We start from the raw sequence: 21,625 nt of genomic DNA, 5'->3' as shown, positions 1-21,625 counted from the left end.
ACAAATGATTCCATTCCAATCCAATTTGGCTATTTTGTTTTGATTCTGGAGAGAAACAAAATGCATCGAAATCTCATTCAATCTGGATTTGCATTAGGACTATTGACAAGCTGTATTGCCTTTGCCGCACCGCAGGGCGACATGGAGCTTCTGCCGACCGGGCAGTTCATTTCCCCGCGAGCTATACCGGGTGCCGTGCAGCAGTTGCTCAACCCGCAGCTTTCGGCAAAGCCGACCCAGATCGTCAGCGGCGCCATCAAGTCACAACTCAGCCCGGATGGCAACACGCTCGCCGTGATTACGGCAGGCTATAACACCGTCTACACGGGTGCCAGCAACAGCACGCTGGACAAGACTGACTCGACCCAGTACATCTTCATCTACGACGTGTCGGGCGCTAACAAGGCCACCCCGAAACTCGTGCAGGCCATCCACCAGAACAATGCGTTCGATGGCCTCGCATGGAATGGCAACCAGACGCTGTACGGCACCGGCGGCGCGGACGACGCGGTCTATGTATATAGCCGCCCGTCGGCTCTTGCGTCGGCCCAATGGTCACAAACCGCAGCCATCGCCCTGAATCACAGCAAGGGTGTCGGGTCGGGCGCGAAGCCGAACGCTGGTGGTCTCGCTCTCTCCGGCAATGGCAGGATCCTCGTCGTTGCCAACAACTACAACGACTCGATCTCCATCATCGACACGACGTCGAACACCGTCATGTCGGAATACGATCTGCGTCCGTTCAATACGTCGGGCACGCAGGGCGTTGCCGGCGGCGAATACCCGTGGGCCGTTTCGCTGAAATCCGACGACACCGCGTTCATCTCGTCGGTGCGCGACCGTGAAGTCGTGGTGCTCAACCTGTCGAACCCGGCCGCACCGCAATTCATCACTCGCATTCCGGTGAAAGGCAATGCCTATGGAATGACCCTCTCGCCGGATCAGTCCAAGCTCTACGTCGCCGTAGCGAATACCGACCAGGTTGCGGTCATCGATACTGCCAGCCACCGGGTCGAAAAGACGATCGACATCGCTAGCCAGTCCGGCGACGGCAATGATCACGGCAGCGGCAGCAACAGGAAGTACAGCGGCCGCGACACGGTCAACGTAACCGTATCGCGCGACGGCAGAACCCTGTATGCGGTCAACAACGGCGACAACTCGATCGCCGTGATCTCGCTCGATGGCAACGAGGGCTACCACGTCACCGGCCTGATCCCGACCGCGTATGCGCCCAAGGACGTCACGCTGAGCGCCGACGGCTCGCAGATGTACATCATCAACGGCAAGTCGAACACCGGCCCGAATCCGCTCTACACGTCGGGCACGACGGCCCAGTACCAGTTCGGTCTCGAGCAGAGCAGCCTCGTGAGCGCACCGGTCCCGAGGGGCGACGTGCTGGCCCGGCTGACCAGCCAGGTCGACGAGAACAACCACTATTCGGTCAGAGAGTCGCAAAGCGATCGCCAGACGATGAATTTCCTGCACGATCACATCAAGCACGTGATCTATGTCGTCAAGGAAAACCGGACGTTCGACCAGATTCTCGGCGACCTCGGCAACGGCTCGAACGGTGATCCGTCGCTGACGATGTATGGCAAGGCCACCACGCCGAACTTCCACAATATCGCTGGCAACTTCGTCACGATCGACAACTTCGCCGATCCGGGCGACGGCTCGATGGATGGCTGGTCGTGGGTGCAGCACGCGCACGTCACGCCGACCGAGGAAGTGTCGCAGCAGGAGAACTACGCTGGCGTGAGCCGCGGCATGTCGTATGAATCCGAAGGCGCCAATCGCGGTCTGCCGGTTGGCCTCGCCACCACCGCGATGCGCGATGGTGCCTCGGGCGGGGCCTACAGCACGGTCACGGCGTCGCTGCCGGGCGGCACGGCCAACGCGCTGCCGGGTATCGCCGACATTTCGGTACCGGATGCGCCGTTCGGCTACCAGAAAGCGAGCATCTATGACGCGGTGCTGCAAGCGGGCGGCACGGTCCGCAACTACGGCGGCATGGTCAACAACACCGGTTCGATCGGCACGATCGCGAGCCCCCTCCTCAACCCGTTTGCCGCCGGCAACATTCAGGTGCACCCGCTCAAGCCGTCGCTCGTCACGCTGACGGACCCGTACTACCGCGGCTTCGATCAGGCCTATCCGGACACCTTCCGCGAACTCGAATGGAACCGCGAGTTCCAGCAGTACGTCGCGAACGGCGATCTGCCGTCGTTTGAATTCGTCCGCATGGGTTCCGATCACACCGGCAGCTATGCGCAGAACGTCGGTCAGATGGGGACGGCCGAACAGGAGCAGGCGGACAACGACTTCGCGGTGGGCAAGCTGATCGAAACGGTCGCCCACAGCCCGTACGCGAAAAGCACGCTGATCGTGGTGGTCGAGGACGACTCGCAGGCCGGTTCGGATCACGTCGACTCGCACCGCGCGCCGGCCTACGTCGTTGGCGCATACGTGAAGAAGAACGCCGTTGTCAGCACCGCATACAGCCAGGTGAACGCGATCCGTACCATGGAAGACGTGCTCGGCACCCAGCACATCAACCTGAACACCGCGTATGCGCAACCGATGGCCGACGTCTTCGACACTGGCTCGGATGGTTCGTGGACCTACACTGCCGTTGCGTCGACGATTCTGAGAGGTACGAACGTGGGCAATGTGGCCACCGGCCCGACATCCGCCGGCAACGACGGCAATCAGTATGCACAGGGTCCGGACATTCATCCGCTGCATGACGCGACTTACTGGGCAAACGCGACGAAGGGCTTCGATTTCTCCAAGGAAGATCGGGTTCCGCCGGAGCTCTTCAACCGCGTGCTGTGGGCCGGCGTGATGGGAGACAAGCCGTACCCGGCGCCGCATTCGATCTACACGAAGAGCTCTGCCGAGGGGACGAAGACGGTCGCCGCGGCCGACGACGATGACGATTGATCGAGCGATATCGTCCGAGCTTGCGGCGGGCGGTATCGCAACGCCCGTCGCGTTGCACGCACGGTAGCTGCCATCGGCGGGCGGGCTGTCCAGATGGACAGCCGCCCGCTGCCGTGCACGATCAGAAATCCGCGTGCAGGCGAACGTACGCGGCCAACGGCGAGCCGAGGTAGGCACCGACCACGTTGGTGGCGATGAAGTAGCGCTGGTTGGTGACGTTGTCGATGTTCAGATCGGCTCCCCAGTGACGCTCCGCGTAACCGAACTGCAGGTTCGCGATCACGGAGGCCGGTGCCCAGTCGTAGCCGTTGGCAAAGCCGTTCGTCATCCGGCTCATGTAGTCGATGCCCGCACCCGTATGAAAACCTGCCATGCCGAAGAGGCTGAAGCGGTATGTCGTCCACAGGTTCGCCATAAAGGCCGGCACGCCCTGCGGGGCGGTTCCGACCGCGCCCGGGGTGTCCGGACTATAAGTGATATGCGCCTGCTGTCCGGTAAAGTTCGCGTACACATGCCAGTTCGACGTGAGATCCGCGTCGAACGAAGCCTCGCCGCCGCGCGTGCGCTGCGAATCGAACGCGAGTTGGTCCTCGCCGTACGGGGTCGCCACGTGTTCGCGCTTGACGTCGAACAGCGCGGTGTTGAGCACGTAGCGCCCGTCGTCGAATGACCACTTTATGCCCAGTTCGTATTGCAGCGCTGATTCCGGTGGGCCGATGGAAAAAGCCGTGTTTTCGGAGTTGAAGTTCGCGAGATAGCTGCGCGATACGCCGAAGTACGGCGTCATCCACGGCGTCAGCTTGTACAACATCCCGGCGCTCCAACTGGTCGGGGCATCGTTGCGCGTGTACGTGTTGCCAGGAACCAGCGTGATGCCTTCGTTGGCCGTACGATTCGGCTCGCCGGGGACCGGGTTCAAGGTCAGCGACGTACCGAACCAGTCCTTGCGCACCCCTGCGCGGATTTTGAACCTGTCCGTCACGTCCACCTGATCGGTCGCATAGAGGCTGTAGAAGTTCGCGCTCACATGATCGTTCTGGCACGAGTGAGAGGGCGCGCACTGGAAGTGCAGGCTTGCGATGGATGTTTCCAGCGGCACCGGCGCGAAGATGTTGCTTATGTCCGGAAGGTCTGCTGTGGTCTTCGCGCTGTTGAGATCCTGGTTCAGGTATTCGAAGCCGGTCAGCAGCGTATGGTGGACGCTGCCTGTCGAGAATTTCCAGACTGGTTCCAACTGGTAGTCGAACGTGTTGAGCGAATCGTCCTGATCGCGCAACTGGCGGCCGACGAATGCGTTGCCCTTGACCTTCGCGTGCGTGCTGTCGCCGTTGCTGTAGAAGTCCAGCGTGTGGTGCATGTAGGACAGGCGATTATTGATCGTCAGGTAGTCGGTGACGCGCCACTCGTCCGTCAGCGTGGCACGGAGGTAGTTGCCGTGCGCGTTCGCGAATGGCGTCGAATATTTGGCGTTGAACGGGACATTGCGAATCGGCGCACCCTTGTAGTAGATGATCCCGTATGAGTCGGGCGTTGCCATGTACTGTTGCGCGTCGATCGAGAATTCGACCTTGTGGTCGCCGATTTTCCACTGCAGATCGGGCCGGATTTCCCTATTCCAGGATGCCAGGCCGCGGTAGCCGTCCGAGCGGCTGGCGCTGGCGTCGACACGATAGTCCAGTCCGTCGATGCCGGTTGGACCGGTGACGTAGCCACTCGCGTTGACCGTACCGAAAGAGCCGGCCTGGATATCGCCGCCCCAGTGGAACTGTGCGGACGGCGTGTAGTGGATCAGGTTGATGGAGCCGCCCGGCGGGCCGCTGCCTAGCAGCGCCGAGCCCGGACCTTTGAGCACCTCGATGCGCTCGACGCCCAGCAGCGAATGCATTGGGCCATTGACCTGGTCGCCGTCCGAAAAGCCGTCGTCATAGGTCTGCGCCTGCAGGCCACGGATCATGAAGTGGTCGGTGAAGCCCTTCGAATCGGTACCGCCGTAGTTCACTCCGGACACGTTGCCTTTGCGGATCGCGTCCTGCAACGACATGGCGCCTTGTTCGTCGAGAATTCCGCGCGGAACGACCTCCACGCTCATCGGCAGGTCGCCGAGCGGCGTGCCGGTCTTGCTAACGCTCACGATCTGTTCGGGGTCGTCCACGTTATCGGGAGCGGCCGCTGGTCTCGTCGCATTGACAACGATGGGTCCTAGAGTGACCGGTGGTTCAGTCTGTTGAGCGGCCGCGGTTTGAGTCTGTTGTGCATTCGCCCCGGTGGCGAGCGACAACGTTGCAACGGAGACGGCGATGGCGATTCTGGATGGCGATGTTCTCATTGACTCCAGTCCATTGCGGCACATTGCATCGGCTTCATGCTGTGGCAAACAAATCCTGAGCGGTCCTGCCCTTCGACCCGCGAAATTTATCGTTTGCGCGTGTCACAGACATGAACGGTCACACGGACAACGAATGCGAAATCGTTGTCGTGCAAGCGCGACGCCATCGCTTTCTATCGAGGGTGAGCTACGCGAGCTCGCATGGGAAAGATGCCACGCAGCTATGCGGATCGCTTATGCAAACAGATCCGTTTCGCAACTGCGTGAGCGCCGACGGCTCGCCGGGACCCGGCGGGCGTGGCGGCTTTCTTGAGAGCGGGCAGCGCGCACTGAGTCGTGGGGCTGGTCAATCCAGCCAGCCGCGCAGCCGCGCGTGATCGAGAAAACGGTAGACGTCGGGCGCAAGTTCGGACGTGCCGAAAAGCCGTTCGAGTTCGCCGATGATGTCGTCGAGCTCGTGTTCTCCGTCGCAACGCGCGAGGATCGCGCCGGCGCTGGCGTTGAGCTTCACCATCCCTTCGGCATAGACCAGCACGTAGGCGTCCTGCGCCGCTTCCCACTGCAGGCGGAAGACGCTTCGCAGGCGGGGGCACAGCGGCACGCCGCTATCCGAGTCACGCGTGTTCATTGCGATCGCAGAGTGTGTTCATGGTCGTTCGTTGCGCCGCCCGCGGCGCCCTACGTGCAGCGCGGGCGGCACGCCGCAGCCCGCTCAGCGATTGGCGATATACATTGTGATTTCAAAGCCGAAACGCACTTCGGCATACGACGGGGTAATCCATTGCATGGCATGTCTCCTTGTTTGCGATTGGATGAAAAACCGCACTCGATGCGCGGCCGCTCCCTTCAAAGCAAAGGACATGCCGATGTCGTAATGCGAGGCGCGGGCATTCGGGAGATGGACGGTGTTGATTTTTGGAGCACCGCTGCTGCGCGATGCAACAGCGGCGTGACAGCACGTGAGCGAAACAGAAGCGCCGATGAAAACGGCGCGATGGGCTCAAAAGTCCTCCACGGTACGTCCCGGCTCGACCGCGGGCATCTTCCGGTAGATCATGTTGCGCGACACGCCGAGCTCGCGCGCGGCCGCCGAAACGTTGCCGCCATGCCGCGCGAGCGCCGCGGCAATCACAGATACGGTCACGTCCTGCAGGCGCGCGCACTCCGGCACGCACGCATTGCCAGCGCCTCGCGTATCCGTCGCGCCGCTCGACGCAACGCCACAGCGCAGGTCATCGAAGAAGTCATCGGGCAAATGCTCGCGCCGGATCTCGCCGTCCGCGTCGACCATGGCCGCCGCGGTGCGCAGCAGATTGCCGAGCTGCCTGAAGTTGCCCGGCCACGGACAGCGCTCGAACATCGCCATCACGTCGGGCGCGACGTGAAGCGGCTGCCCGCTTGCGCTCGCGAGCGATTCGCGCAGCAACATCTTCTGGATCACGACCGCGAGATCGGTCCGCTCGCGCAGACGCGGCAGACGCACCACGAGGCCATTGAGCCGGTAGTAGAGATCCTCGCGGAAGCGGTTTTGCGCGATCATCACGCGCAGGTCCCGATGCGTCGCGCAGATGATCGCGACGTCCACCGCAATGCTGCGCGTCGAGCCGAGCGGGTTGACGACGCGTTCCTGCAGCACGCGCAGCAGCCGCACTTGCAGCGAATACGGCATGTCGCCGATCTCGTCGAGAAACAGCGTGCCGCCGTTCGCCTGCAGCAGCTTGCCGATTGCACCTTTGCGCCGCGCTCCGGTGAATGCGCCCTCCTCGTAGCCGAACAGTTCGGATTCGATCAGCGTCTCGGGAATCGAAGCACAGTTGACCGCGACGAACGGCCCGGCATGGCGCGGCGAATCGTTGTGGATCGCCTGCGCGAGCAGTTCCTTGCCCGTGCCGGTCTCGCCATTGATCAGGATCGGAATGTCCTTGCCGATCACTCTTTTGACCTTCGCAATGACCGCGGCGACCTGCGGGTCGCCCGTGTCGAGATAGCTCAGACGTGAAAGCCCGGCAGCGGTCTGCGGCGGCTCCTCGCGCGCCGCCGCCCGCGCGCCCTCGTGCACGGCGACCGGGCGGCTGCCTTCGGCCAGCGACGCCCGCCTGAACTGCACGCGCGCGCAGACCACCGCGCCGCTGCTCAGATTGAGCATCAGGTGCGGGTCGAGGCTCGCGCGCGCACGATCGATCAGTTGCGCGCTGGTGGTCTGGAACAGCGACGACAGCGTATGCGCGCGCAGCCCGGCGAGCGGCATGCCGAGCTGAAACTGCGCACTGCGGTTTGCCGACAGAAAACGTCCGTCGCTCGTGAACGCGACGATGCCTTCCATCAGCGTGCCGAGAAACTCCGGACGACTATGGAAGGACACTTGCAGCGTTTCGTGAAAGGTGGTCGTGAACAGATGATTCTCGATCATCTGCACCGACATTTTGGCGAGCGCCATTGTGTGCTGATGATAGCTGCGGTAGTCGCCCGTCACGTCGAGCACGCCGATCGCGTCACCATACGGATCGAGAATCGGCACGCTCGAGCAGGTCAGGAAGCGGTTCGCCGCGAGGTAATGCTGGTCGCCGTGCACGACCATCGCGCAGCGCTCGGCCAGCGCCGTACCGATCGCATTGGTGCCCTGGCGGTCCTCGGCCCAGTTCGCGCCGGGCCGCAGCGCGACTTTCTCCGCGCGCGCGAGAAAATCGTCGTCGCCGATCGAATGCAGGATCAGCCCTTCGGCATTGGTCAACACGATCATGCTTTGCGTGTTGGCGATCTGCTCGCGCAGCGTCTCCATCACCGGCATCGCGTGCGCGCACAGCACCCGGTTCTGCTCGCGTTTGAGCACGAGTCCCGCGTTCGAAAGAACCTCGTAATCCGGCCGCGCCGACGCGCACAGACCAAACGTTTCGGACCGTTCGTGCGCTTTCTGAATCGCCGGCGCGGGAAAGTCATTGGACCGGACGGCCGTCTGAGCCACGGCCGGATGAACGTCATCGCGCATTGTCTCCCTCCAGCAGAGCCTGGTACCTTGCCAGACTTTTCTCCGTTCTCTTAAGCAAGCTCCGGGCCATTCATTTCATCGACGGCGGCGAAGCGAAGAGGCTGTATTACCGCAAATCGATGCGCGTTGCGATATGCGGAGTCACCCCGAGTGGCGCTCGACCCGCGCTGCTGGCGTCGCCCTCGCCCCGAGCGATGTGCGCGAGCGCCGCAATTGTGCTGTTTCTCAACACTCCATCGCCCGGCGTTGTACCGGGACGCAACAGATGGAACGCCACGCAAGCGATATATGCCGCCGCACGTTCAGGCGCGCCGCCCTTTCGGACTCGCTCACAAAAATGGCATGTGACTTGCAGTAACGGCATCGCATCCGGATCGACACGGAACGAAGGGGCGACGCCTCTCCCGGCACTGCATCGACAAACATTCAGGAGACGACCATGAAGAACCGTTCGCCCGCCGCTGGCCGGCTGGCTGTCCTTGGAGCGAGCATCGCGATCGCGATGGCACTGAACGTGGCTCCGGTGGGCGCCGCCCCGGACTATCCCGCCGTGACCTACGAGCGCCTCGCTCAAGCGCAAAGCGACCCTGGCTGGCTCACCTATTACCGCAGCTATAGCGGCCAGTCGCATTCCCCTCTGAAGCAGATCGATGCATCGAACGTCGCCGGTCTCAAGCAGGCCTGGAGCTATCGTTTCCCCGCGGAACTCAAGCAGGGATTCGAAGCAACTCCGATCGTCAACGGCGGGTACCTTTTCGTCAGTACGCCCAAGGACAACGTCTATGCGTTCGATGTCAAAACCGGCGCGCAGCTGTGGAAATACGAGCCGAAGCTCGGCGCGGAATCGTTCAAGACCGCCTGTTGCGATGTCGTGAATCGCGGCGTCGCGCTGTATGGCAAGAACGTCTACGTGGCGATGCTGAGCGGCGAGGTGGCCGCGATCGACGCGCAGAGCGGCAACCTCGTGTGGAAGAAACAGATGTTCGAGCCGGGTCTCGGCTACGCGTTCTCGCTTGCACCGCTCGCGCTCGATGGCGCGATCGTCGTCGGCACGTCGGGCGGCGAATATGGGATTCGCGGCTATATCGCCGCGCTCAATCCCGACGACGGCTCGATCATCTGGAAGCGCTATACGATCCCGAGTGCCGGTGAGAAAGGTAGCGACACATGGCCCGACGGCATGCAGGAACATGGCGGCGGCGCGGCGTGGCTGACCGGCACTTACGACGCGGCCACGCAGACGCTGTACTGGGGCGTCGGCAATCCGGGGCCGTGGCTCGCCGCGCTGCGTCCGGGCGACAACCTGTACTCCGATTCACTGCTCGCGCTCAACCCGAAAAACGGCGAGCTGAAGTGGCACTACCAGTACACGAACAACGACACCTGGGACTACGACGGCGTCAACACGCCGGTGCTTGCCAACATCAGCTACAAGGGCAAGCCGTATGACGCGATCATCCATGCCGACCGCAACGGCTTCTTCCACGCGATCGATCGCAAGACCGGCAAGCTGATCTACGCGGAGCCGTTCGTCAAGGCGCTGTCGGTGACCGGCTACACCGCCGACGGCAAACCGGTTCAGGACGCCAGCCGGTTTCCGAAGGCCGGCACGACGATCAACACCTGCCCAAGCTTTCTCGGCGGCAAGAACTGGTGGTCGACCTCCTACGATCCGGAGCGGCACATCGCGGTGGTGCCATCGCTGCATGCGTGCATGAGCCTGTCCGGCAAGTCGGTCAGCTACATGGAGGGCCTGCCCTACCTCGGCGAAGGCTTCGAGATTCAGCCCGAACCGGGCAGCCAGGGCTATGGCGAGCTTCAAGCCATCGACGTCAATACCGGCAAGAAGCTGTGGGGTCACTGGACCAAAATGCCGTGGAACGGCGGCGTCGCCACGACCGCGAGCGGCCTCGCCTTCAGCGGTTCGCTCGACGGCCATCTGTACGCGTTCGACGTGACGACGGGCAAGGTGTTGTGGGAGAGCCCGCAACTCGCGAGCGGCATCGTCGCGCAACCTTCCGTGTTCGAAGTCGACGGCAAGGAATACGTGGCCGTGCTCGCGGGCTACGGCGGTGCGAATCCGATCTGGGGCGGCCCGATGGCCGACGTCGCGAAGGACGTTCCGCGCGGCGGCACGTTGTATGTGTTCGCGCTCGATCGCAGCTGAACGCAGCCACTGCACCCGCATCGTGCTGCACCTCCGACTCTCGCAGCTGCGTCTCTCCGCGCCCGCACGCAGTTCAGGCGGGCGCGGTGTTCCCGCCATCACAGGAACGCACCATCATGAACATTCGACTCACTCAGGTTGCCCTCGCCAGCGCGCTCGTCGCCGGCGCCGCGCAGGTTGCCGTCCATGCGGCGGCGCAGACGCCATCCAGCGTCCGCGTATGCACGATGCCCGGCAGCCCTTCGGCCGAGCTGGACAAGTCCGTTGCACGCGCGGTGTTGAGCACCGCGGGCATCGCCGCGACCTTCGCGTCGCGCGGCATCGACGACAACGGCGACGACGACGGCATCTCCGCTCGCGAGCTGTCGAAATCGCTGCAGCGCGACTGCGATGTGATCGCGGGCTTTCCGCGTTCGAGCGTGGCCGACGGCTCCGACTCCCAGCTACTCTTTTCCCAGGGCTATCTGCACTCCGGCTATGTCAGCATTGCGCTGCGCGGCGACCATGCGGCCAACACCAGCGTCGCGGCACCGGACGGCAAGATCACGATTGCGGCCACCTGGTCGAGCCCGTCGCAACTGATCGCGGTCGAGCAGAAGAACGCGCGCTTCGATCTGGAAACCACCTCCAAGCTGACCGTCGACGCCGTCGCGAAAGGACGCGCCCAGCGCGCGATCGTCTGGTACCCGGCCGTGGTGGCGTATCGGCGTGCGCACCCGCAGCAGCACTTCGACGTCGCCGTCGCCGAATCGCCCTATGCCGACTGGAATCTCGTGTTCGCGTCGGGACCCGGCACGCAGCAGATGCAAAAGCGCATCGACGGCGCGCTCGCGCGCTTGCGCAGCGATGGCCGGCTCGCGGCGCTGACGCGCAACTGGGCGTTACCAGCCACGATCGCGACCGTTTCGGCGACCACTCGCGCGAGCCTCGTGCGCAGTCCCGCACGCTATCTCGACGGCCCGACGCAGCCGTCGCCGCGTGCGAATGTATGGCGCGTGAGCGGCATGCCGGCCGCCGGCGGCTTCATCAAGGTTGCGGCGACGACCGAGGCACCATCGTTCGATCACGATCAGGTCGCCCACGGCGAACATCTCTACGCCGATTCGTGCGCGAAATGCCACGGCGAAAAGCTCGAAGGCAACACGGCGCCCTCGTTGATCGGACCGGCTTTCGCGCCAGCGGCGAACTCGCATCTGACGATCGGCGGCATCTATCAGTACATGTCGACCAACATGCCCGCGGATCATCCCGGCAAGATGAGCGATGAGGAGTACGCCGATCTGATGGCCTTCCTGCTCTATACGAATGGCTACGACACCGGCAACGCGAAGCTGACCGCGCAGGCCGCGCAATCCTCGACCACACCGCTGAACGCCGGACCGCGCCACTGACACATTGCATCGCACTGCATTGCAATGCCACGCCGCTTCGATCGAATGGAATGCGGCATGGCCGACCCATTTCTTTTCTCAGGACATCATCATGGTCTCTCACAATCGCAGACACTTCATTCTCCAGGCCGCCGGCCTGTGTGCCGCACTCGCCAGCGCCGACCTCGCGCTCGCCGCGCCGCCGCCCGTCGATGAAAACGACGCCACGGCCGGCTCGCTCGGCTATCGTGCGAAAGCGAGCAGCGTCGACGCCGCGAAGTTCCCCAAGTACCACGCGGGCCAGACCTGCGCGAACTGTCGTTTCTATACCGGCGCAGCGGGTGAGGCCGCCGGACCGTGCCCGATGTTCCCCGGCAAATCCGTTGCCGCTGAAGGCTGGTGCAACGTCTATGCGCCACGAGCTTGAGCGCTGATCCGTGGGTGCGCCGCGAAACGGCGCACGCGCGACGGATCTGCCGACGCTTCGCTCGCTGATTCGATGCGATTGCTGAACGACGTTGGAGCTCTGCCAAGCTACTGTCCGCCGCATGTATTCTTAGTCTCCCGAACAAACAGCGAGAACATTTCAACCGGAGCAGATCGATGTCAACTCCCTGGACGGGGCGCTGCCAGCCTGCTATTCGGTACGCCGCGGAACGCAATCGACTGGACGCCCACCTGCCGGACATGCCCCACCATCCGCGAAGAGCCCCCTGACCGGCGCAATTGCAGGGAAACCGGCCTCATCAAGGCCTGCCTTCACGCGGTCGCAGCATTGGCATTGATAACGCCCATGCATCAATGCTTCCAAAAATCGCACTTCTACTCCTGGTCTTCTTGCGCAACTATGTGTCACAGAAGCCCGAGAAAACGGTTCAAAAGAACAGCGCATTAGAAGAAGAACCTGCAAGCGCGTGACGCCGTTCCTATCAGCGCATCCGACTGCGAGCTCGAGTCACGTTCGCGGCGCTGCGCACCGACGCATCTTTTGCACGACACACGTCGCCGTTGATTCGCGCTGCCACAAGCACGCGCGCTCGACGACGCGGGTTTCGCTCGCACCTGCTGCGAGCGAAGCGCAGCACTGGTCGCATGCAAAGCCGCTTTCCGTTCATGTCGCAAGAAAATTCAGGAGACTTCTATATGCAAATCACTGGAATGCTGCACGGCGCGCGCCTGCTGCAATTTGTCGGATTTCCGGCCAGCGAAGTGCTGGGGCCCGGGGCGAGCGAGGAAGAGATCAAGTCGCTGATCGACCGTCACAAGCAGATCTTCATCAAGCCGGTATTCAAGGGCGGCGTGGGCAAAAAGGGCAAGGCCGGATTGCTCGGCCGCGCGACCGATCTCAAGACCGCGCTTGCGGAGAAAGAGCGCCTCTACTTCGCCGAGCATATCGTGGGGCACGTAAGAGCCAAGGCGAACGGCGTGACGTTCGAAGCCGGAGTACCAGCCAAACACGAAGTCTACTTTTCAATCACCGATTCCACCCGCTTTCGCGCTCCGACCATGACGCTCTCGCATAGGGGCGGCATGGATATCGAGGAGGTCGATCCCAGGCACGTCGCAATGGTGCCCTTCGATGCGTTGACCGGCCTGAAAGCGTTCGTCGTCGCCAATGCGCTGAGCGAGATCGGTGCGCCGCGCGAGATCATTTCTCCGCTCGTGCAGCAGTTGCCCAAGCTCTGGGAGCTGTTTCACGACTTCGGCATGACGACGCTCGAACTGAATCCGATCCGCATGCGCGAGGACAAGAAGGGGCGCCTCATTCCGGTGGCCTGCGACTTCAAATGTGGATTCGATCGCGACGACCCGCGCTTCTCGCGTCTCGGCCTGCCCGCTCACCTGTTCGCCGCGGACTACTCGGACTTTGAGCAGGAGATCAATCAGCTTCGCACTCACCAGGGTCAAAGCGATGTCTACGTGATCAACGACAAGGGAACGATCCTCGCGCCCACGTTCGGCGGCGGAGCCAATTCGCTCGTCACGGAGATGTTGGGTGACGCGGCCATCATCTCGTCGGATTTTGGTGGCAATCCGCCCTACGAAAAGATGAAGGAAGTGGCGCGCATCTGCTTCCGACATTGGCTGAAGCAGTCCAACGTACTGTTCATCATCGGCGGCAAGTCCAACAACACCGACATATACGAAACGCTGCGCGCGATGGCCGATGCACTGCGCGAGCACTTCAGCGAGCACGGTCCGACGCCGCTCTATGTCGTCCTCGGACGCGGCGGCCCGAACCTCGTGCGTGGCATGTCCGCACTGCGCGACACCTGTGATGCGCTCGGCCTGCCCTATCGCCTCTTCGGGTTCGATTCCGACATCAGCGAAGTGATCCAGTACGCACGCAAGGCCGATGCGTGGATGCAATCGGGCGGACGCGCGCAGGTCGCGGCGCGTATCGGCGCGCGCGAGGCGCACCCGCAAGCAGAAACGCACGTGGCATAAGGAGATAGACGTGGTCAAGCAAGGAAACAATCATTTCAGGTATTTCGTAGGCATCCAGTCGCTCGCACACATCGCCACGCGCGAAGACCGGGTATGCGTGCTCAACATACTGGGCGGCGAGTCGTCGGAGGTGACGCCGGTGAGCCATGCGTTTTCGGGCGCGAACGTCGTGTTCGGCACGGCGCCTGGCAAAGGCGGACAGGTGCTCGCGACTCCCGCGGGCGATATCCCCGTCTACAACAACGTGCGCGAAGGCCTCGAAGCCGGGCACCGGTTCAATTGCGGCGTCGTGTACCTGCCGCCTTCGGCCGCGCGCGACGGCGTAGCCGAATTGATCCGCGTGAATCCCGATCTGCGCAAGATCTTCATCATCACGGAGAAGATCTCGGTGCACGACGCACGGGAAATTCGAGCGATGGGCCAGCAGGCCGGCATCGACATCTTTGGTGCAAACGGACTGGGCGTCGCGGATTCGTGGCAGCGCGTGCGCATCGGCGGCGCGCTCGGCGGCGACGATCCCGGCGCGACTTTGCGGCAGGGCTCGATCGCGATCTTTTCCAACTCGGGCGGATTCAGCACCACCATCGCGCAATATCTGCGCATGAGCGGCTGGGGCACGTCGACCGTGGTCTCCAGCGGCAAGGACGTCTACATCCACTATGCCGCGCCGGAATTCGCCTTCGCCCTCGCCAACGACGCGCGCAGCAAGGCCGCCGTGCTGTACTGCGAGCCGGGCGGCTACTACGAGGCCGACGCCGCATTCACGAAACCGGTCGTCGCGTGCGTGGTGGGACGCTGGAAGAGCCGTCTCACGCGTGCGGTGGGCCACGCGGGCGCAATGGCGGGCGGCGCCGACGATGCGCGCGCGAAAGAGCGCTGGTTCATGGAGAAGTTTGGCGTCGAGCGGCTCTTCACGCCGGACGATCCCTGCTGCTCGGCAAAGGGCGCGGTGGTGACGAACATCGCGCACATTCCGGCGGCACTCACGGCGGTGATGCGCGAGAACGCGACGATGCCCGACTTCGAGCCCGAAGGCAGCCTTGCGCTCAAACCGTGGTTTGGCTCGGATCAGGGTCTCGCACTGCCCGATGAACTCGCCCTGCCTGTGGTGGAAGCCATCGCGCCGTACAACGAGCAGGTGGCGCGGGTGAACAGCCATATAGGCGCGGTCCTGCCGCGCCAGCCGATGAAGGATGCCTCGGGCGCCTCTCAGATGGATGCGAGCTCGCAGGTGAGCAGCCTGCACGGCGTGTCGATGCTCGAAGCGGCGACCCACTCGCTCGAAGCGAATGTCTGTCTCGCGCTATTGCACGAATTGGGCGGAGCGAACGACGCGAAGCTCATCGACGTGGCGGTTGGCGCGGCGGTGAACTTGCACGGCACGCCGGAACTGGCGGCCGCGCAGGCTTCGCGCGAGGCGGGCAATGCGCCCAACGCCGTGCTCGCGGCTGCGGCGGCGATCGTCGGGCCGATTCGTCAGCGCGCCGCGCGTGAGGCGGCAGCACTCATGATCGACCGCTTCGCGGCAGCCAGGCTCACGGACGCATTCGATGAGACTTTCGATACCGATGCCGTCGATACCACCGGCAGCGCGGCGCTCTTCTCCGATGAACCCGACCCGAAAGCGCAAGCGATGCTCGCGGCGCTCGCCGCGCGCGGCGTGAGTTCCGCAATCATCCGGTGGCTGGCGCGCGGCCCGGGACATCCGCGTTCGGAAGCCGTTCTCGCGGCCATCACGACGACGCTCGCCTGGGGTCCGCTCATGCGCAAGCGCATCTCGCGCCTGACGGCGGAAAGTCTGCCGTGGTGGACGAAACTCTTCGGCACGATGATCGGCGCTTCGGCGGATGCTTCGCGCCACAGCTCCGAGGGCTTTTGCGGCTTCGCCACCGAAGAGCTGCTTGGCGAGCGCACCGTGACCGAAATCGCTTTCGCGGCGCTCCTCAACCTGAAACCCACCGCCGACGATTTGTTCGCCTTCAGGACGCTCGCCGGCTTGTTGCTGACAAACGGACCAGGCGCGATTTCGGCACAGGGCGCAAAGGGCGCGGTATCCGCAGACGGCCCCGAGAGCCCCGAGCGCGTGCAGTTGAACAAGGCGCTCGCGGGGTTCCTCACACACACCGGCTATACGCATGGCGGCAACGGCTATGAAGGCATTGCGTTTCTCAACGAGGCGTTCCGCGACAGCGGCCTCGATGATCCTTCCGATGCGCACCATGCCGTCGACCTGGAAGCGCTCGCGCGCCGCTCCGTCGATCGTTACGCGCAGTACAAGGCACGCCAGAAGCATGCGGGCAGTCTTGACATCGCGAAACTTCCGGGTGTGAATCATCCGGTCTTCAAAGACAAGCCGGTGAATCACGACCCGCGCGAAGTCTTCATAGCGAACCTCTATGAAGCTCGCGGAGAGTACAACGTGTTCCATGCGTATTACCGCGCGCTCGTTCAGGCGCTTTTCGATGCCGGCGTGTCGCGTAACGTCTATTGCGTCAATGTCGACGCAGTGATCGCCGCGCTGCTGCTCAAGATGCTGTGGAAGCCGCTCAGGCGCGGAGCGTTCAGCGAGGCGGATCTCGAAACGGCCGCGTTCACGATCTTTCTCTATCCGCGTATGCTCGGCTGCGCTGCTGAAATTGACGATCACCTGAACCGCGGACGCAATATGGATACGCGCACGGCCGCTTCCCAATGCCACTTCGTTGCGTGACAAAAAAGACCTCTGACGGCCGCCGCCGTGCTCGCGTTGCGCGGCGCGGTGGCGACGGCAGGGCCGCGATTGATAACGGCAGAACATCAATCGTTCCGAAAGTTGCACTTATCGTTTTGCCGCCTCCAGGCCAATATTTCCAAAATCACAATCGGCCGGACCACCGCGTCTTTTCAAGATCTCAGGAGACACCTCGATGCACCCCTCGTCTAACCTTTCCACCGGACGTTCGAAGGCCGCCACGGTTTTCCGTGTAACGGCCGGGAATTTCCTGGAGCAGTTCGACTTCTTCCTGTTCGGCTTCTACGCCACGCAGATCGCCAACGTTTTCTTTCCCGCCCACAGCGAGTTCGCCTCGTTGATGATGACATTCGCCGTGTTCGGCGCCGGCTTCCTGATGCGCCCGCTGGGCGCGATCGTGCTCGGCGCCTACATCGACGACGTCGGCCGCCGCAAGGGCCTCATCGTCACGCTTTCCATCATGGCGAGCGGCACGATCCTGATCGCGTTCGTACCGGGCTACGCGACGATCGGACTTCTGGCGCCCGCGCTCGTGCTGCTCGGACGGCTGCTGCAGGGCTTCTCGGCGGGCGCGGAGCTGGGCGGCGTGTCGGTGTATCTTGCCGAGATGGCCACGCCCGGCCGCAAAGGGTTTTTCACGAGCTGGCAGTCCGCGAGCCAACAGGTGGCGATCGTCGTCGCCGCGGGCCTCGGCTTCGGGCTCAATCAGTGGCTGAGCGCATCGGCCATCGCAGCGTGGGGTTGGCGCGTGCCGTTCTTCGTGGGCTGCATGATCGTGCCGTTCATCTTCATGCTGCGTCGCAATCTGGAGGAAACGCAGGAGTTCAAGGCGCGCCAGCATCGTCCGACCATGAAGGAAGTATTCGGCACGCTGGTACAGAACTGGGCCGTCGTCGTCGCAGGCATGATGCTGGTGGCGATGACCACCACGAGCTTTTACCTCATCACGGTCTACGCGCCGACCTTCGGCAAGACGGTCCTGCACCTGAGCACCGCCGACAGCCTGCTCGTGACGCTGTGTGTCGGCGTATCGAACTTCGTGTGGCTGCCGATCGGCGGGGCGCTCTCCGACAAGCTCGGCCGCCGGCCGCTCCTCGTCGCCATGACGGTGCTCGCCATCGCGACCGCCTACCCGGCACTGTCGCTGCTCGCTCACGCGCCGAGCTTCGTCAACATGCTGCTCGTCCTCCTTTGGCTCTCGTTCATGTACGGCATCTATAACGGCGCGATGGTCGTCGCGCTCACGGAAGTGATGCCGGTGCAGGTGCGCGTTGCCGGGTTCTCGCTCGCCTACAGCCTCGCGACGGCCGTGTTCGGAGGCTTCACGCCAGCGATCTCGACGGCGCTCATTCATATGACTGGCGACAAGGCCGCGCCCGGATACTGGATGAGCCTCGCCGCAGCGTGCGCGCTTTTGGCGACGTTCGCGCTCTATCGCCGCCGCGCAGTAACGCTGACGCCGGCGCACTGATGCGCTTGCCCCGCATCCATCGCAACCGCACACGACCATGACCATGAAAAATCTGCTTCTGAAACTTTGCGCCGCGGCGCTCGTCGCAAGCTCGGCCGCTGCGGCGAACGTGCAGGCCGCCGACCTGCACGTCATGAGCTCCGGCGGCTTCACCGCCGCGTACAAGGTGCTCGGCCCGAGGTTCGCGTCCCAGACTGGCAACACGCTCGACACCTCGCTCGGGCCCTCGATGGGCAAATCGCCCGAAGCGATCCCCAACAGGCTCGAGCGCGGCGAGCCCGCGGACGCCGTCATCATGGTCGGCTACGCACTCGACGAGCTGATCAAGCAAGGCAAGGTCATCCCCGGATCGCGGGTAGAGCTGGCCGATTCGCGCATCGGCATGGTCGTGCGCGAAGGGGCGGTGAAGCCCGACATCAGCTCCCCCGAGGGCCTCAGGCAGACCCTGTTGCAGGCGAAGTCGATCGCCTACTCGGACAGCGCGAGCGGCGTTTATATCGAGCGAGAGCTGTTCAAGAAGCTGGGCATCGAGGATCAGGTCAGGTCGAAGGCGAAGATGATCCCGCGGATTCCGGTGGCGTCGGTGGTGGCAAACGGGGACTACGAAATCGGCTTCCAGCAGGTGAGCGAATTGCTGCCCGTCCAGGGCGCCACGTTCGTCGGCAAGATTCCCGAGTCTCTGCAGTCCGTCACGCGTTTCGCCGCCGGCATTCCCGTCGGTGCGCGGCATCCGAAGGAAGCGAAAGCGCTTCTCGACTATCTTGCTTCACCCGATGTACAAACGGAAGTGAAATCGACCGGGCTCGATTCCGTCCTGGCGCATTGAGGCAGAACCACGGGAAGGCTTGCCTCAGCCAGCATTCCCGTCACCGCAAGGCGTCTGTCGCGGGATCATTCGCGACGTCCGGGCGGGCTGGCTTGGGCGCCCTGAGCATCTGTGCGAGACGCGCTCGATCGCACGTGCCTTCCCACATCGAAACGAAGATCACTGCGCACGCGTTGCTGATGACGCTCGTCAGCGCGCGCGCCTCGGACATGAAGCGGTCGATGCCCACCAGCAGCGCCGCCCCGGCAACCGGCAAGTCCGGAATCACCGTGAGCGTAGCGACGAGCGCGACCAGCCCGCTGCCGGACACGCCGGCCGCGCCCTTGGAAGTGAGCAGCATGACGGCGAGCATCGTCGCGGTCTGAGACGCGGATAGCGGCACATCGCACGCCTGAGCGATGAACATCGAGGCGAGCGTCAGATAGATCGCGGTGCCGTCCAGATTGAACGAATAGCCCGCGGGCAGCACGAGCCCGACGACGCCCTTGTCGCAACCGAGCGCCTCCAGCTTCCCGATCAAACGCGGCAGCACCGGCTCCGTCGACGATGTCGCGAGAACGATGAGCAATTCCTCGCGCATGTAGCGCAGGAGTCGCCAAAGCGCGAAACCGTGCAGCCGCGCGAGCGGCGCGAGCACCAGCGCAACGAACATCACGCATGCGACGTAGAACGACACCATCAGCATGCCGAGCGAGCCGACCGAGCGGATGCCGAAGCGGCCCACCGTGAACGCCATCGCGCCGAACGCTCCGAGCGGAGCGAGCCGCATGATCATCGCGAGGACGCGAAACAGGATCTGGGCGACGCCGTCGATGAGCGCCAGCACGGGCCGGCCGGCCTGCGGATATGAATTCAGAGAGAAGCCGAACAGCAGCGAGAGCAGCAGCACCGGCAGCACCTCGCCCTTCTCGAAGGCCCCGAGCATCGTCTCCGGGATCACGCTCAAGCCGAACGCCACGAGTCCGCCCGCCTGCGCGTGCTTCGTATATTGCGCGAGGATGCTCGAATCGAGATGATGTACGTCGATGTGCATGCCCGCGCCAGGTCGCAGCACGAACGCGATGCCGAGTCCGAACACAAGCGCGACGGCCGTCAGGCAATAAAAGAGCGCCAGCGCCCGGATGATCGTGCGTCCGATGGCCTTCCCGCTGGCGAGCGACGTAATGCCCGAGACGATCGTGCAGAAGACGATCGGCGCGACCATCATCCGCACGAGCCCGAGAAACGCGTCGCTGAGCGGCTTGAGCAGCGCGCCCGCTGCCGGCCAGAAATGGCCGAGGATCATGCCGATCACCATGGCCAGCAGGACTTGCACATAGAGCGGACGAAGCGGTCTTGCCAGCCTCACGATGCGGTCTTCCTTCCTGTCTTGACTGTCGCCGTTACGTTATTGCCCACGGCATCACCGCTTGCGGCTCCGGCGCGCTTCATCTCGATGATCGTCCGATGAAACTCCTGGGCGGCCGGTGTGAGCGGCCGTCCGCGCCGTCTTACGATTCCCACGCGTCGTCTCACCACCGGTTCGACGAGCGGCACGCTCGTGAGGATCGGGTGGTCATGTCCGGGCATGGCCATCGACGGCACGGCGGCGACGCCGAGCCCCGCTTCGATTAACCCGAGCATGGTCGTCACGTGTCGCGTCTCGCAGACGCTCGGCGCACGTGGCGCGACGCTCGAGAGCGCCTGGTCGAGCAACAGACGGTTGCCGGAAGTCTTGTCGACCGAGACGTAATCGTGCTCGTAAAGTTCGGTCCAGGTCACGCGCTTCTTGCGTGCGAGGGGATGATCGCGGCGGCAAGCAGCAACAAACCGCTCTTGCAGCAGGACTTTGAACTCGATCTCGGACTCCTGGCTGCCCATGAAGCTCACGCCGAAATCAGCCTCGCCGCTGATGACGGCGCCAAGCACCTCGTTGGCGCTCGCATCCAGAAGCTTGACCCGGATGCGTGGAAAGCGGCGATGGTAGCTCGCGATGACGCTCGGCAGAAAGTAGTACGCCACCGATGGCACGCACGCGATAGTCACATGACCCAGGCGGCTCGATGAAACATCGCGAATGCCGAGCAGTGCGACGTCAAGGTCATCCAGCAGTTGTTCCGCGCTCGGGGCGAACACGCGGCCGACAGTTGTGAGTGTGACGCTACGCGTGGTTCGCTCGAAGAGACGCACGCCGAGCGCTTCCTCGAGCTTGTCGATCCGACGACTCAAGGCCGGTTGGGAAATGCTCACCGCCTCGGCGGCCTTGCGGAAGCTGCCCAGTTCCACCACCGCGCGAAACGCCTGCAAGTCGTTCAAGTCGAAGTTGACGCCCACGACCGGTCTCCGCATCTTGGAAACCGATTATTTTGCATTAT

14 protein-coding genes are annotated in these 21,625 nt (G+C 63.4%); 8 read left to right on the top strand and 6 right to left on the bottom strand.

Annotated elements, in window-relative coordinates:
* The first annotated feature begins 141 nt into the window (after positions 1-141).
* The gene (locus AB3X95_RS01695; RefSeq protein WP_368620514.1) at positions 142-2,946 is read left to right on the top strand and encodes a bifunctional YncE family protein/alkaline phosphatase family protein; all 2,805 of its coding nucleotides are present in this window, start codon (positions 142-144) and stop codon (positions 2,944-2,946) included.
* A gap of 121 nt (positions 2,947-3,067) precedes the next feature.
* Here the strand turns inward: AB3X95_RS01695 and AB3X95_RS01690 are convergent, their stop codons facing one another.
* The 4 genes from AB3X95_RS01690 to AB3X95_RS01675 form a co-directional block, all read right to left on the bottom strand.
* Entirely contained in the window at positions 3,068-5,098 is a 2,031-nt protein-coding gene (locus AB3X95_RS01690; protein WP_368620513.1) for a TonB-dependent receptor, read from the bottom strand.
* A gap of 520 nt (positions 5,099-5,618) precedes the next feature.
* A complete protein-coding gene (gene pqqD / locus AB3X95_RS01685; RefSeq protein ID WP_368620512.1) occupies positions 5,619-5,900 on the bottom strand; it encodes a pyrroloquinoline quinone biosynthesis peptide chaperone PqqD in 282 nt (93 codons plus the stop codon).
* Between the two features lie 84 nt (positions 5,901-5,984).
* Complete coding sequence (pqqA, locus tag AB3X95_RS01680) at positions 5,985-6,134, bottom strand: pyrroloquinoline quinone precursor peptide PqqA (RefSeq protein WP_217710596.1); 150 nt, start codon at positions 6,132-6,134, stop codon at positions 5,985-5,987.
* Between the two features lie 138 nt (positions 6,135-6,272).
* Positions 6,273-8,258: a sigma-54-dependent Fis family transcriptional regulator gene (locus tag AB3X95_RS01675; protein WP_368620511.1), complete on the bottom strand. Its 1,986-nt coding sequence runs from the start codon at positions 8,256-8,258 to the stop codon at positions 6,273-6,275.
* A gap of 439 nt (positions 8,259-8,697) precedes the next feature.
* Here AB3X95_RS01675 and AB3X95_RS01670 point away from each other — a divergent pair, with 439 nt between their 5' ends.
* The 7 genes from AB3X95_RS01670 (at position 8,698) to AB3X95_RS01640 (ending at position 19,271) form a co-directional block, all read left to right on the top strand.
* On the top strand, positions 8,698-10,425 hold the full coding sequence (locus AB3X95_RS01670) for a methanol/ethanol family PQQ-dependent dehydrogenase (protein ID WP_184225635.1): 1,728 nt from the start codon (positions 8,698-8,700) through the stop codon (positions 10,423-10,425).
* A gap of 116 nt (positions 10,426-10,541) precedes the next feature.
* A complete protein-coding gene (locus AB3X95_RS01665; protein ID WP_184225634.1) occupies positions 10,542-11,816 on the top strand; it encodes a c-type cytochrome in 1,275 nt (424 codons plus the stop codon).
* 91 nt (positions 11,817-11,907) lie between these two features.
* A complete protein-coding gene (locus AB3X95_RS01660) occupies positions 11,908-12,222 on the top strand; it encodes a high-potential iron-sulfur protein (RefSeq protein WP_176108846.1) in 315 nt (104 codons plus the stop codon).
* Between the two features lie 716 nt (positions 12,223-12,938).
* Positions 12,939-14,243 (top strand): ATP-grasp domain-containing protein, encoded by a 1,305-nt coding sequence (locus tag AB3X95_RS01655; RefSeq protein ID WP_176119982.1) that lies wholly within the window; start codon positions 12,939-12,941, stop codon positions 14,241-14,243.
* A gap of 10 nt (positions 14,244-14,253) precedes the next feature.
* Positions 14,254-16,953, top strand: a complete 2,700-nt coding sequence (locus tag AB3X95_RS01650) for a CoA-binding protein (protein ID WP_176365803.1) — start codon at positions 14,254-14,256, stop codon at positions 16,951-16,953.
* A gap of 196 nt (positions 16,954-17,149) precedes the next feature.
* Positions 17,150-18,445, top strand: a complete 1,296-nt coding sequence (locus AB3X95_RS01645; RefSeq protein WP_176365802.1) for an MFS transporter — start codon at positions 17,150-17,152, stop codon at positions 18,443-18,445.
* A gap of 43 nt (positions 18,446-18,488) precedes the next feature.
* Positions 18,489-19,271, top strand: coding sequence for a substrate-binding domain-containing protein (locus AB3X95_RS01640; protein WP_176119985.1), 783 nt, complete (start codon positions 18,489-18,491; stop codon positions 19,269-19,271).
* Positions 19,272-19,311: 40 nt separating this feature from the next.
* On the opposite strand, the gene dctA is transcribed toward AB3X95_RS01640, so the two are convergent.
* The gene (gene dctA / locus AB3X95_RS01635; protein ID WP_368620510.1) at positions 19,312-20,619 is read right to left on the bottom strand and encodes a C4-dicarboxylate transporter DctA; all 1,308 of its coding nucleotides are present in this window, start codon (positions 20,617-20,619) and stop codon (positions 19,312-19,314) included.
* Positions 20,616-21,584, bottom strand: a complete 969-nt coding sequence (locus AB3X95_RS01630; RefSeq protein WP_176119987.1) for a LysR family transcriptional regulator — start codon at positions 21,582-21,584, stop codon at positions 20,616-20,618. Before AB3X95_RS01630 ends, dctA begins: the two co-directional genes overlap by 4 nt.
* Positions 21,585-21,625: the final 41 nt, after the last annotated feature.

The sequence above is a fragment of the Paraburkholderia sp. BR13444 genome (genome assembly GCF_040948755.1).
Taxonomy (GTDB): Bacteria; Pseudomonadota; Gammaproteobacteria; order Burkholderiales; family Burkholderiaceae; genus Paraburkholderia; species Paraburkholderia youngii.
The sequence above is the reverse complement of the archived record's forward strand: the minus strand, read 5'-3'. Positions and strand labels throughout refer to the sequence as shown.